This window comes from Legionella waltersii (assembly GCF_001468085.1).
GTDB classification, from domain to species: domain Bacteria; phylum Pseudomonadota; class Gammaproteobacteria; order Legionellales; family Legionellaceae; genus Legionella; species Legionella waltersii.
Genome location: NZ_LNZB01000038.1, coordinates 26,097 through 39,867, shown reverse-complemented (window position 1 = coordinate 39,867; position 13,771 = coordinate 26,097). Strand labels below are relative to the sequence as shown.

The window sequence follows — 13,771 nt, the reverse complement described above, 5'->3', positions numbered from 1 at the left end:
CCATTGTCACAAGCCCGCCGACTTTTAGCTCTTATTCAGCTGTTGCGGCAACCCCGCTATGCTGTCAGTGGGCAACACCTAGCAGATACTTTAGGCGTGAGCCTACGAACGATTTTAGAGAGAGTGAAGTCAGTTTGTGCCCCTCACAGTCGCGACTCGGATTTGCTCCGCGCTGACCGAGAAGCGACCTTGAGGAAACGGATAAAAAGTGCCAATCATCAATCAATCGATGAGCTAAAACCTCTAGCTAACGCGCTGGCAATGTAATAGACCCGCAAGCTCCTCTAATGCTTGTTTATCTTGTACAGTAAGCAAAGTAACCCAAGCAGCAATAATCTGATTGTAGGTATACACCCTATTTAACCATTGCTTTTCCTTCTCTTTTTCCGAAATCATTTCAACCAAAGCCTGTTGCTTCTTATCGAGCAACTCAAAACTAGTAATCGCATTGGCAAGAGAATCATTTTTATTCTTTAACGCCCAATCTAAAATAATGGCATTTCTATCCTTGTGGTAAGCAATTAGATCTGGATCATTTTTCTTTGCAGATAAGTACTGCAGATAATACATATCAAATTGATAGGGATGTTGATACAAATGCTTGTCGACAAGGGTTTGATACAGTTCTTTTTCAAAAGTGGATTGTTTCTCGTTCAACACGTTTGCATTTGATTGCTCCACTGCGATTTTCCAACTTGGAAAAATAATCTGAAGGCTAAGATTCATCATGCCATCCCAAAGAGTCTCTAATTCTTTACCTTGATCCTGTAAGTGATCTTCTAGAGTACTTATTTTCTTCTTTTGCTCCTCCAATGACAGGGACACAAAACTCTTCGCCTCAGGCATGTGTTGGATAATCTTATTCTCAGAATCTTTTGCCAACTGAACGAATTGAGCAAGATCTTGGTTCTTTAAAGAAGCAATTTCTTTTTTATAATTGAAGAAAATGGTTTTGATCGCCTTCTCATCATACTGATCCAAACGTGATTTCAGATGATTTGCAGCAAACAAATGTGCCCATTGCAATAAATAATAGTCCGAAGTACTGAGTGGAATATCAACAGTCATATCCTCTAAAATTGCTGATTGATGAGCAGCCAAAATGCTCTTTGCAGGCTCTCGAATTTTTTTACCGTCAATAACACTAAAACCCGTGTACCACTCCGTGAATGACCGCTCATAACCCTGATAAGTATCCCCATTTGCATCAGCAGTACACCCACTGGCGTAATGGTCATCGTTTGTAGAAGTAAATCCACAAATTGCTGGATTCGCCTTTGGATATCCCTCTTTGAATGATACCGACAATTGGTGAAAACCTCCTGAATAGCATTGAGACATTACGAAAACCACATGCTTACTGGGAACTAATGAGAGTAACGAGGATAATTCATTTTTAGATAAACACGTGTTACTAAAATTTTGAGCGTCCGTGAAATTATTGATAAAGGGCTTTTGGTAATGCCACAGATCAATGCAATTGTTTCCGTATTCATTAGCACTTTTATCTTCAAGAAATCCATGAGGCATTCCATGATCACTCACGAACAAATAAAAGCGGTCCGTTGTCGAACTTTTTTGAATTTTATCCTTTAAAAAATAAGCAATTACATTGGGTTTATTGGCTTGATGATTATTTGCAATGATCCCAGTTAGCATCTTATCTTGCTTATTCTCGTCACTGCCAATGAGCCTATGCACATCAAAGGGCAACATTTCCGAGCTAAGAGTATTACCTCCCCCAAAAAACAAGCTTACTGTGCTTGGTTCAAATCGAGTCAATAAGTGCTCATAAAGGGTTTTAGTTTGTAGATATTGAGAAAAGTGATTTAATCCAGGGTTATCTCCTCCAGATAAAACCAACACTTGTTGATTCGCACAGACCGCTAAGCTAAAAAATACGAGTGAATACATAAGATTTTTTTTCATTGATCGTCTCAACCCATTTTCTTTTCTAAGTCACTATGAATAACGCAAGCATATCAAGTCTCTATGTCCTTGCCAAAAATAACAAACTCATAAAGGGCTTCCAAATCAGTTTTTAACGACAAGATTGGGCGTTTTTCGTAAGTTTTGTCATAATTAATTCAGGAATCCTCTATTTGGAATAACACAATGAGACGCAACAGTTTACTAGTAATAATTCTAGGCATGATACAGTTTAATGCCCTTGCAGGAAATTTCACTTTAGAAAGCCCATCTTTTCAATCAAACAGCATGATCCCAGCTCAATTTACTTGTGCCGGGACTAATGTTTCTCCTCCATTGAACTGGCAAGGTGTGCCACCTAATACTAAATCGCTTGCTTTGGTCGTTAATGATCCCGATGCACCAAATGGACTTTGGACCCATTGGATTTTGTTTAATATCCCGCCCTCTGTGAACAAGTTAGAGGAAGGGACTGCTATACCCCAAGGCGCAGCAACGGCTCTCAATAGTTGGAATAATGCGATTTATCAGGGTCCATGTCCAAACTTAGGCGCTCATCGTTATGTTTTCACTCTTTATGCCCTAGACACTGTATTAGATCAGCAGAATGGTACAGCCACAAACGATGTTCTGGACGCTATAACAGGTCATGTGATTGAGAACGCAGTCTTGGTCGGTCTTTATCAGAAGTAATGCTTTTTATGAGAAAGGCAAGGATGGAGACAGCACCCTCTATGGTCCGTCCCCATTCAAAGCAAACCGAGCCGCGACCGTGAGAGCTGGGGAGTCGACTCCTAACTAATCTCATCTCTGATGGTCAGTAAGCATAGGTCCGGCGCTTCTCCGAATGGTGCCGCCTTAAGCGGCGTCATTTGTGAAAGCGGATAGTTCCGTATCCGCTTGCTGACGCGCGCGGCTCGGTTCACTCCCTGCTGCTGTGACTAGGATTTGATTCAGACACCAAAGAAGGAACCGAGCCGCGCGCGTCAGCAAGCGGACTGATGCGGGCTGGATAGAAGAACCTAATGACACCGCTTGAGGCAGCGCCATTCGGCGAAGCATCCGACCTTGGGTATAAATGCCCCATTTAAAAAATGAGTCGATTCCTCAGCCGTGAGGGAGCGGATTTACCCTTTTTACAGAGAATAACAATTGCCTAATATCCCAAAGATATGTGTAAATAGGACAGTGCTTACTAAAAAAACCAATCTCTTCGTGAAAAATAGATTTTAAAACCATTTATTTTTGCCTCGATCTTGGGGGTTGCGTAAGTCCTTTATGAATTAATCAATATGGAGATTCAATGGTGTTTAGAAATGAGCAGGTTGATTTGTTTTTAAAGTCCAAGGCATTTGCAGTTGCTGGGGCTTCTACCAATCGTGATAAATACGGGAATAAAGTATTGCGTTGTTATCTACAACATAACCTTACTGTATATCCACTAAACCCTAAGGAAAAAACAATAGAAGGTATAGGGGTAGTGCATACAATGAGTGAACTGCCTGAAGAAGTGAACAGCCTTTCAATCATTACCCCACCCGCAATAACCGAGCAGGTAGTTTCTGAGGCCATTAAGAAAGGAATTAAGAATGTCTGGATGCAGCCTGGGGCAGAAAGTGAAAAAGCAATCCAAGATTGTTTGGATAACCATGTGAACGTGATTGCTAAAGGTCCATGTATTTTAGTCGCTCTTGGCTACAGGGAAACACCATAATGCCTTCAGGAAGTCCTGTTAGTGGTAGACGGCTCTGGGCAATTGTTTTGCCTGTTCAATCCAGATCATGAGCTGAGATAAGCCGGGAATATGCTGAACAAAATGAAATTTATCGTTTTTCTCTTTGAGAAAGCTATAAAGCTGTTCAGGATTTCGATGCGCTAGCTCAGGAATGGAGTCAACCCCTACTCTTTCTAACAACTCAGCATACTCTTCGCCAATGCCACTAATGCGTGCAAGATCAGCTTGATTAGTCCATTTGAGTAGGAGTTTATGACTAATTCCGGTTAGGCCAGCAATTCTAAAGCGACCTCTTCGACTGTTACATGTACGCAATAAATCGTCCTGACTTTCTATTCCAACCCGCTTTAACATCTCGGCGTATTTTGGGCCTATTCCTTCCAGTTCAATTAATTTATGCATGTTGTGATTCAAGCTCTTCAGTATCTAATGTTAATTATAGAATAAAATGAATAATAAATGAACATTTGTTTTTTATGTATTATTTACTATAGTATTGATATTTAGCATTTATTTGAGTTTCAAACAGTAATGCCCCTAGTTGTCCTCTACAGTTAGAATTAAGGAAGAAAAATGACAAAAACCGTTGGATATGCTGCACTTGCTTGTGGTTCTTTATTGGAGCGTTTTGAATTCGAGCGCAGAGCTGCTAAAGAAACAGATGTAGCCATAGATATTTTGTATTGTGGGATCTGCCATTCGGATCTCCATCAAGTGAACAATGATTGGGCTGGCAGCCAATATCCTATGGTTCCAGGTCATGAAATAGTTGGACGAGTTAAAAGTGTTGGCTCTCAGGTGTCTCGATTTAAAGTTGGAGATTTAGTCGGTGTGGGTTGTATGGTGAATTCGTGTCGACATTGTCATTACTGCGCCCAAAATGAAGAACAATTTTGCTTGGAGGGTGGTACTTTCACCTACAACAGCCCGGATTTGATTTCAGGAGGGCTTACTTATGGTGGGTATTCAAAATACATAGTGGTTGAGCAAGATTTTGTTTTAAAAGTGAGTGAGGCTCTAGATCCTGCAGCAGCAGCGCCTTTATTATGTGCAGGGATTACCACATACTCCCCTCTAAAAAGAGCAAAAGTTGGAAAACTGAGTAAAGTCGGGATAGTAGGTCTCGGGGGATTAGGACATATGGCCGTTAAAATCGCTCATGCCATGGGGGCCTACGTGACAGTATTTACCACGTCAACCGATAAAATACAGGCAGCGAAGAGCTTAGGTGCTAATGATGTGGTTTTATCCACAGACGCTAACAGCATGAAATCATTAAATAATCACTATGACTTTATTTTGGACACGGTCTCGGCGAATCATGACATTAACAACTACTTGCGTTTGCTTAAAAAGGACGGTCAATTTACTCAAGTAGGTTTGCCTTCAGATCCATTAGAGGTTGCTATGGGGCCAGTTATCTTAAATCGTTTAACGGTCAGTGGCTCGTTAATTGGTGGGATCAAAGAAACACAAGAGGTTTTAGACTTTTGCGCACAACACAACATTGCAGCTGATATTGAGCTGATCAAAATGAGTGAGGTAAATGACGCTTATAAGCGTTTAATGAAAGGGGATGTAAAGTATCGTTTTGTGATTGATATGGCTTCACTCTAAAACGTCATCTGTACATTCTTTTTTAGGAATTATCTTGATTTGATTGATGAACGAATCTTGAACTTTCACAATGAGGGCATCAAACTCTGTAAACTGAATGAGTTCGCCCTCCTTGGGTAGTTTTCCATGATGGGTGATGATTAATCCATACAATGTACTGAGCTCCTCTTCATCAGGGAGAAGAGTAATGTCGCAATCCAGGGCTCTCTCAAGGGAATATATGGAGCAATCTCCTTTAGCAGTGATTGTGCCATCGGCATGCTTAACCCAGTCGACTTGCGTCTTATGAAATTCGTCTTTAATTCGACCGATCAAAACATGCAACAAATTATCCAAGGTCACAAAACCCAGTAAATTTGATTTAAATTTATAAATTAAGGCAAAGTGCGACATACCTGTTTTAAATTTTCTCAATAGATCCATTGCGGGTAGGTTATGAGCCACCTTAATTACAGGCATTATATAGGGAGTCAGTGAGTGAATGTCCTTATTGAGCATCAGGTCAGCGAATAAATTTTTAACATGTACCACGCCAATGATTTCTTTTGTGATTGAATCCACCACCGGATAACGACTGTAGCGATGTTTGAGGATAATCTCTTTTATTGACTCAAAAGGTTGGTTGACGTCGATGGCGATCATTTCATCGGCTGGTCGCATGACTTCGGTCACTTTCAACTCAGCAAAATCAAGCGTATGTTCAAGCATTTCCCTTTCTTCTTTTTTAATTTCGTTATGCAATTGCTCGCCAGACAGTATGAGTTTAAGTTCCTCACTGGAATAAAACCCTTCATTTTTTTGAGAAATATCCAGTCCTATCAGTGATAGGAGGAGATTAGAACAGGTATTTAAAAGCCATATCGCTGGATACATCATCCAATAAAACCAGTAAAGAGGCACGGCAGTCCAGATTGATATTTTTTCTGCTTGGCGGATGGCGATTGATTTAGGCATGAGTTCACCTAGCACAATGTGCAAAAACGAGATAATAATAAAGGCAATAAAGAACGAGCTTACTGTGATCAAATGAGGGGAAGTAATACCGATGAATGAGAAACTGGGTTTCAATAGATCCGCAAATGCAGGTTCACCAATCCATCCTAATCCTAAAGAAGTCAGAGTAATACCTAACTGGCACGCTGATAAATAGGCGTCAAGCTTATGGTGAACATGCTCAAGTATACGCCCCCGAAATCCGTATTCTTCTTTAATGGCTGGTATACGCGTGCTTCTTAATTTTACCATGCCAAACTCAGCGGCAACAAAGCAAGCATTCAGAAGTACCAGAAAGACAGCAACAACTATCAGCAGGATGTTATACATTATTCAGCAAAATCCATTTCTTCGATAAACCTCCTAGACCCTAAATAAATTATAACAGAGATTGTGGAGTGTATTCTGGAACTAGCTTAATTCATAAAAATGTATTCGATAGTTTTGCTGCCAATGGTTTTTTTCAGGATGTTGGGGTTGAATTGAAAATGAGGCAATAGTCTTTTTATCGAGAAAGTGATCTTGATTAAATAACAAGCCAAACTCTGCTGTGTCTTCAATCAAGGGGGACAACAAAAATCTACTTTGACCCATGTTTGGAATAATCCTGAATTCTTTGCTTTTTCCATCAATAAGAGTGAGATTCATGGTTAATTGATCGGTTTTATAGAGTGCACTAACGATTCTTCCCAGGAGTGTTGGTTGGATTTCAAATTCAACGAATAGAGGATGGCTTGATTTAGGTAGTTCGATTTTTTCCCCTAATACAGCTCGTTCATCGTTTAACTTATGCAAATTTAGCTTTGGAGCTGTGGCTTGTTTTTTTAAGTAGAGATTGCTGTTTTTGAATTGGAAGGGTTGATAATTACCAAGAAGTAATGGCCAACTGGTTCCATCTTCCAGAGAAGGAAGACGATTATCGATGGGCTCGATTTTGAAAATGATGTATTCCGGGCTGGTTGCACTCGCTAAATAATGAGCATTTGTTTCTGCAAGTGATTGGGTAAACACGGAGTAGCTTTGAAAAACTGGTCTTGGGGACCAATTCATTCCAGCAGCGATTAAGGCGGATTGGCGGTAAGAGTAGATGTCCACACTCCCAGGCAAATTAGGGAAGTTATCCTGCTCCTTCAGATAATTCAATGCGAGATCAAAGTTTTGCTTTAACCAATTTTGATTTTCTAATCTATATTTAGCACCATACCATGCCGCTTTGTATGTTGAGGTGATGTTATCTTGGATGGAGATTTTGGTGTATTGACCATTGATGTATGTGGCTGAGTATATCGCTAGAGCTATAATGGGAGCATTCCATTTGGATTTGGACACAAAAGGAAGCAGAAAAGAGGCTAGCAATATGGAAGTACCGCTAATGAATGCATGCCCAAAATGTCGGGTAAAACCTGCTTTCGAAGAGATAAGCAAAAATAGAAAAAAAATCCCGGATAAAAATAACCGAGCTTTAGTGGGCACGTTTTTTTCTGCAAGCAGATTGAGCAGGATCAAACAAGCGCTTAACCAATAAAGCAAAACTTCACTGATATTGCCCTCTAAAGACATCGCTTCAGTAAACCCAAAAGACAGGACTAAGGTACTATGAATGTAAGCCGGTATATTAAAAATAGATTGTCCGCAGAGTGTCCAAAAGAACACTAAGGTTATAGATGGAATCAACAGGCTAATCCAGGCTAATCGATTTTGTCGATGCAGTTTGAGTATTGCAGCAAAAAAAAGGGCTGTTATGATTGATAATATCATCAATGACCCTTTGATGAGAGACAGTAAACCAAGTGGTGTCAACAAGAAGGAAAATAGTAAAGGTTGATCGGTCCTGTGTTCAATAAACCCATTTTTCATGAATGTTGTTTTATAAACAAAGAGACCCAAAAGCAGGGGATAAGAGAAAAACAACGAATCTCTTGAATACATCATGCTAAACAGGATAAACGCAAAAGCAATTGTCCATCGCCATTTTACTCCAGGCATTAAATGCATAAGACATAACCAATAACAAAGGCTTAAATAGAGGCTACCACCCATCATTATCCAATCCGTAGCGGGGTGATAACTCTTTGTATAAATCGATGAATAAGGACCTAAAGTAAACAAAATGTCTTTGCCAAACGCAAGGCCTCGAGCAACGGCTTCATTCAAGGCCAAAGCCCATGAGGCATCCAGTGAGGGACCTGGTAGTTTAGGCGAAAAAGGGATGAACACAGTGACAGCAACGATCAATAATAGGCCCTTCAATAGATAATCCATCATGAGGCTCAAAGGATTAATCTTTGAATCAAGAGTTGAATTGATTGGATTGGATCTAGGTTCAAAAAAAGTGATGTCCATAACTCTGGGTATCCCTTTGAATAAAATAGTAAAGACTCTACAGAGCAAGCGAAGTGGAGTCAATTTTATCTTAAAAGCACTTTAAAAAAGAATCACAGTTACTGTATGATGGTTTTTGCTGTTTATAACAAGGAGTAGTTTTTATGACATTAAGTGAATTCTTCGCTAAATGCGGAGACTTTATGTTGAAACACGGAGGTACAACCTACGATGTTTTTGATCACGTGATAAAAGATGATAAAAAACCTTGGAGCACCGTTTTTTTCACACCCTATAAATCAGCCCCCGATTTTTTTTATAGGGCGGGCAGTGTGGTAAGTGGACCTGTTTTCTTGAGTCTTTTGGCGATTGAGCTTGCTTCGGTTTCATTTTATTTAAGTTTAAATTCTTTATTTAAATTGGTGACCTTAAATCCTCAGGCTGCTAAAACACGAATTATCGATTCCACCGTGCATTTTCTAGCTACTATAGCGGCAGCCTTTGCAGCATTTGTTAGCCCGTTCGTTAATTTTGTTGATTTCATCGGCGCTGCTGTGACTAGCATGATGCCTAAAAGGGATGAGGCGCAAGATTTAAGGCCAGCTATGCCTTAGAGCGCTTACTAGACTTATCCGCTCCCTGACGGCTGAGAAATCGACTCATTATCAAATCCTAGTCACAGCAGGGAGTGAACCGAGCCGCGCGCGTCAGCAAGCGGATACGGAACTATCCGCTTTCAGGAATGACGCCGCTTAAGGCGGCACCATTCGGCGAAGTGCCGGACCCACGCTTACTGACAATCAGAGATGAGATTAGTTAGGAGTCGACTCCCCAGCCCTCACGGTCGCGGCTCGGTTAGATGAATGGGTACAGACCCAGTTGGAGCATTCCCATTCCTGCAACTGAGTGGATTTATCTTCTGCTAATGCATTCCCAAAAAACGTTTGATACAATCGCGATTTGTTTAATTTGTTTTCATATATACCATGCCCATATTCTATCAAGGTAAACAATTAACTCGTTTCAAAGAAAAGACTGGTGGAAAAAATAAAAGTGATAAAGGTGGTTTCTATGAAACCTCCGCAAGTCTGGACTCAGAGAAGCTACGCTATTTTATAAAAAAGCCTGACAAGCCTTACGAATTATTCACCGAATTATTTGCTGGATTACTCCTGAAAGAGTTCATGGAGCGCAAGTTGATTGAGGAAGAATATTTTCCCTCACTCATCTGTGCGGATGTCGTCGAATTTGAAGATCATTCTTACGGGCTTATACAGCCTTTAGTTGCCTTTGATGAACTGTATAAAGTAATTGGCACTGGTTCCAACAATAATCGTGATCGAAGCGTAGTGTTAGAAAGCTTATTTGGCCCAGCGTATTACTCTGAAATCATCCAACAAGGAAAACAGTTTGGTTTATCGATATCCCTGATGTTTTCCTTATTATTGGGGGCCCATAGTGTCCACAGTGGAAACATGGTCATTCTGAAAGCAATGAAGGGCAAAAGTAAACAATTTGGACGCATTGATTGGGGTGATGCTTTCAGGAACTATGCTCTTCCAGAAAATAATGAGAATATACTTTACGCCTATGAAAATCGTGGTTTCACCTACAAACAATTTACCAAAGATTATTTCCTCAATTACAAAAACATCAAAGGCATTTTTCCTGCCATGGCTGAAAAAGCCAAATCCTTACAAAGTAAGTTAAGTGAGCAATTAGTTGTCGATATTGTTACCTCGGCTTTAAAACGGATCCCACCCAATTTGATCGATAAGCAAACTCAAGCAGAACTCAGTCAATACATGTGCATGGATTCCTTTAAATCGGTAAGTTTTGGACCAGATGGACATACACAGACCTTTGCGGAGGATATGGCTAAAACGATGATGCACCGACTATTAAAAATCTCCGAATTGAAAGATTTAACAGTAACAAATACAAACGAGAACTTATATACTAGTCTTTTGGAATTCCCCCCCGTAACGATGAAAATTAATCAAGGTGAATCTTTTTCACAAAGCGTCGGCAACTTACACACACTTCTGGATGTATCGGGTAAAACTAAAACAGTAGACTGTACAAATCTAGACATCATTGAACTAACCAAGCAATTTAACGGCTACGTTAGCCGCCTTGCCCAGTTCAGTGAAACACAAGGGTTTTGGAGTCCTGATAATAGCCAAGTTTACAATATTTTTTCGCCACACTACACCAAAGAGGGTCAAGCAGAGTATGGATTTGCATTTCTCCCACAATACAAAGAAGGCACCATACTAGAGCATTTATTCAGCATTGATCTCAAAACACTGAATATCTATCGCTTTGCCCCATTTGAAGGGCCAATCTTGGCATACTGTAAAAGTCACCCAAACTCGAAGTGGGTAAAATTACAATCCATTCTGAGCAAAGGTCAGGATATCATCAATACATTGAGCGTTATAAAAAATGCCCAACAGTTAGGCATTGACGATGCAGTGACTGAGCAACTGCCAAACCTAATGACCTTTTTGAAGGATTTTCTTGAAGCAGAAAAAACGCTTGATATCAAATTTCCAGCTGACCATGAACGAGCCCCTAAAGTAACAAATGCAAGCCTCTTTTTCTATCCGATGGATGAAATCACATTGCATCAGTTAACCGCTGATCAACTTGCAACAATATGCTTAGAAGAGTTAAACGCGCCTACCCCCAGCCCACTTATTCATACTATTCTGACCAATAAGGATCTCTGGAGTAAAGTCCAATTAGCTCTGGAATCAGGGCAGTTTAATGCACGCTTAGATGCGCCCGCGGATAAAATTAAAAAACTGCATGAATGGCATCAACTGCTCGCATTTTCGGAGCAAACCAAATCTAAACTCCTTCAAGAAAATGAACTGCTCAATACCGAGTTTGAAAATTTATTAGAACATGTAGAACAATTAACAGCACAAACTAAAATAGTCATTGAGGCTTCAGCAAAATCAATAAGAGAGAATCAGCAATCACGTGAGAGCATCAATCGACTTAAAAAAGAACTTGAGCAACAAAAACAACAGAATGAAAGTCAAGTACAGAAACTAGTCCAAGAAAACCAAAAGGCCCAGTTACAATTCGAATCTCTCCTAGCCCAAAGCAAAAGTGTGTCTCTTGCTCGCCAAGAAAGACTTGTTCCTTTTCTCATGCAAATACAAGAAATGACTACTAAAGCAAGTCATTTACAAAAACGCCATGAAAGCGATGCATCCATAAAAGCACTCGCTTTATCACTGAACTTACGTAAAGAGGTTCAAGCGTATCTGAATAGCAACGAAACCGATGAAGGGCTCGCCTTGCACAATTTCAAGGAAAAAGCCTTAGCTTGTATCGATCAATCAACCAAAGAGGTGCTGAATACTCATCGTGAGGAATGGAAGTACATTGTCGGTAATATTGCTTTAGGTGTTTTACTGATTGGTTTTGGGTATTTAGCAGCCATCTTTATTAACAAGCAACTCACTGGAAATTATACCTTTTTTAGTCAAACTGATAGTGGGAAACAACTTGATAACATGGAGCATCAAATTCGGGCTATCACTGTCAATTAGCTTATCGTCATTTTCAATGGCCAAAATGGTTGTCTTTGTATTCATTGACGCCGGTTGCCATGTTGACTTTGGTTTGGGTAATTTTGCAGAACTCATCACTAAACATTAAATAAAAGATGATAAATCCACTTTGAATCAAGATAACGATCAACAAAGTAATCGAGAACAGAGCGTAAGAGAACTTACGCTTTATTGTGTTTTTTTCACCAAACTGGGCTACGTATTTCAGATTTTCGTTTTGTAATCGCCCATTAAGAATACGTATGACCTGCTTCAACAATTGCACCAAGCAATCGCTTTTGTCTTTTGTCGTGAGATCGGTAATGGATAAAGCAAATAGGTTCATATCCTCTTCAGCAACTGCACTTAATGAACAGACACGCGACTCTACTAAGCGCATCTCCCCCAAAGACTCTCCTGAACTCAAGGAAGTAATCATGCATTGAGATAAATCATTCTCATTGCTCTTAAACAAACTCACAGAGCCTGAAAGAATGATATACAACATATCTGACTCTTGGTTTTCTTGTAAAATCATCTCCCCTTTTTTTGCTGAAATTCTTTTACTAAGCAGCAATATCTCATCAAAGAAATCCAGACTCAATTCCTTTAATAAGTTACAATTTCTAAGAATCTTTAGCTCTTCTGATGAGTATTGATCCATATTTAATCCATTTTGAGCACGGTTGGCTCGTACAGTGTCATGCAAAACATTAATACGCCCAATTGCCTAAATTATAGATGAAACTTTCATAAAATGCTTGATTTATAGGCATTTGTTATTGGGTTAGGTCTATTTATAATCGCCAAAATGAAATCTAGTCTATCAACCTGAGGATAGTGTATGTTTAACAAAAAAGAAGAAAGTCCCTCCGTTATTTTTTCAAGTTTAATCGATTTTCAAAAAGCGGGTGAAATACTAAGCAGTAACAGACTGCTTTGGGCTGAAAAATGGGGACGATTCCCAATGGGTTCCCCAGCTAATTAATTGATGACAACCGACGCGACCGTATGGGAGCGGATGATGATGGATGCTTATTTTCGGTAATTGGATTCTAAAGTAGTGGCCACCAACATCAAAACAATTCCAGTAACAGCTCCGATTGCTGTACCAAGGCCTGGTGTCTTTAAGCTGCCAATTATTCCCCCTATCAACAAGCCAATTGACAACTCCAGACTGATCCACAAAGTGCTTTTTAAAACAGTCTTGATGTTTTCTTTGGATAAGATCTTAGGCAGAGACTCTTTTCTGTAAATATGTATCGTAGTCACTAATCCGGTGACAGCTCCACCGAACGCTGCACCGACCACTGCTCCTAATACTGCTCCAGCTACAGCATTAAGATTGATAAAACCAATGTCATAGCCAAATACACTGGTTGGGCACTCATAGCAAAGTTTCAATTCATAGCCAATAAATCCACCCGATACAAGTCCCACTAAGACACCAAAAGCCCCGCCGATTAAAGTTGCGATGACTAGGGAAACATAGATGTTGGGTGTGTAAATAATTGTTTGAATACGTTTTTTTAATTGCATGGCTTCATTCTATTCTAATTCTTGCATACCGTAGCATAGCGCATTTTTCTGATTCGCCTCAAGCTTG

General features: G+C 39.9%; 13 protein-coding genes. 7 read left to right on the top strand and 6 right to left on the bottom strand.

Annotated elements, in window-relative coordinates:
* Nucleotides 1-3 precede the first annotated feature (3 nt).
* Complete coding sequence (locus Lwal_RS18190; protein WP_083500063.1) at nt 4-267, top strand: HTH domain-containing protein; 264 nt, start codon at nt 4-6, stop codon at nt 265-267.
* Here Lwal_RS18190 and Lwal_RS07760 read toward each other — a convergent pair.
* A complete protein-coding gene (locus Lwal_RS07760) occupies nt 244-1,929 on the bottom strand; it encodes a hypothetical protein (RefSeq protein WP_058480260.1) in 1,686 nt (561 codons plus the stop codon). The genes Lwal_RS18190 and Lwal_RS07760 overlap by 24 nt on opposite strands.
* A 186-nt stretch (nt 1,930-2,115) precedes the next feature.
* On the opposite strand from Lwal_RS07760, the gene Lwal_RS07755 reads away from it, so the two are divergent.
* Together Lwal_RS07755 and Lwal_RS07750 are read left to right on the top strand one after the other, a co-directional pair.
* Nucleotides 2,116-2,622: a YbhB/YbcL family Raf kinase inhibitor-like protein gene (locus Lwal_RS07755; RefSeq protein WP_058480259.1), complete on the top strand. Its 507-nt coding sequence runs from the start codon at nt 2,116-2,118 to the stop codon at nt 2,620-2,622.
* 610 nt (nt 2,623-3,232) lie between these two features.
* Entirely contained in the window at nt 3,233-3,643 is a 411-nt protein-coding gene (locus Lwal_RS07750; RefSeq protein WP_058480258.1) for a CoA-binding protein, read from the top strand.
* Nucleotides 3,644-3,661: 18 nt separating this feature from the next.
* On the opposite strand, the gene Lwal_RS07745 is transcribed toward Lwal_RS07750, so the two are convergent.
* Nucleotides 3,662-4,066 carry a DUF4332 domain-containing protein gene (locus tag Lwal_RS07745; RefSeq protein ID WP_058480257.1) on the bottom strand — a complete coding sequence of 135 codons (405 nt, stop codon included), beginning with the start codon at nt 4,064-4,066 and terminating at the stop codon, nt 3,662-3,664.
* A gap of 171 nt (nt 4,067-4,237) precedes the next feature.
* Between Lwal_RS07745 and Lwal_RS07740 the strand changes: the two genes are divergently transcribed.
* Nucleotides 4,238-5,281: an NAD(P)-dependent alcohol dehydrogenase gene (locus tag Lwal_RS07740; protein WP_058480256.1), complete on the top strand. Its 1,044-nt coding sequence runs from the start codon at nt 4,238-4,240 to the stop codon at nt 5,279-5,281.
* Here Lwal_RS07740 and Lwal_RS07735 read toward each other — a convergent pair.
* Nucleotides 5,273-6,604, bottom strand: coding sequence for a hemolysin family protein (locus Lwal_RS07735; protein WP_058480255.1), 1,332 nt, complete (start codon nt 6,602-6,604; stop codon nt 5,273-5,275). The two genes, Lwal_RS07740 and Lwal_RS07735, sit on opposite strands and share 9 nt — an antisense overlap.
* A gap of 81 nt (nt 6,605-6,685) precedes the next feature.
* Nucleotides 6,686-8,617, bottom strand: coding sequence for a hypothetical protein (locus Lwal_RS07730; RefSeq protein ID WP_058480254.1), 1,932 nt, complete (start codon nt 8,615-8,617; stop codon nt 6,686-6,688).
* Between the two features lie 143 nt (nt 8,618-8,760).
* Between Lwal_RS07730 and Lwal_RS07725 the strand changes: the two genes are divergently transcribed.
* Nucleotides 8,761-9,210 carry a hypothetical protein gene (locus Lwal_RS07725; RefSeq protein ID WP_058480253.1) on the top strand — a complete coding sequence of 150 codons (450 nt, stop codon included), beginning with the start codon at nt 8,761-8,763 and terminating at the stop codon, nt 9,208-9,210.
* A 372-nt stretch (nt 9,211-9,582) separates the two neighbouring features.
* Nucleotides 9,583-12,165, top strand: coding sequence for a LepB GTPase-activating domain-containing protein (locus tag Lwal_RS07720; RefSeq protein ID WP_058480252.1), 2,583 nt, complete (start codon nt 9,583-9,585; stop codon nt 12,163-12,165).
* Between the two features lie 13 nt (nt 12,166-12,178).
* On the opposite strand, the gene Lwal_RS07715 is transcribed toward Lwal_RS07720, so the two are convergent.
* A complete protein-coding gene (locus Lwal_RS07715) occupies nt 12,179-12,829 on the bottom strand; it encodes a cyclic nucleotide-binding domain-containing protein (RefSeq protein ID WP_058480251.1) in 651 nt (216 codons plus the stop codon).
* A 180-nt stretch (nt 12,830-13,009) separates the two neighbouring features.
* Between Lwal_RS07715 and Lwal_RS17350 the strand changes: the two genes are divergently transcribed.
* The gene (locus Lwal_RS17350; protein WP_157066273.1) at nt 13,010-13,153 is read left to right on the top strand and encodes a hypothetical protein; all 144 of its coding nucleotides are present in this window, start codon (nt 13,010-13,012) and stop codon (nt 13,151-13,153) included.
* Between the two features lie 47 nt (nt 13,154-13,200).
* On the opposite strand, the gene Lwal_RS07710 is transcribed toward Lwal_RS17350, so the two are convergent.
* Nucleotides 13,201-13,704: a hypothetical protein gene (locus Lwal_RS07710; protein ID WP_058480250.1), complete on the bottom strand. Its 504-nt coding sequence runs from the start codon at nt 13,702-13,704 to the stop codon at nt 13,201-13,203.
* Nucleotides 13,705-13,771 lie beyond the last annotated feature (67 nt).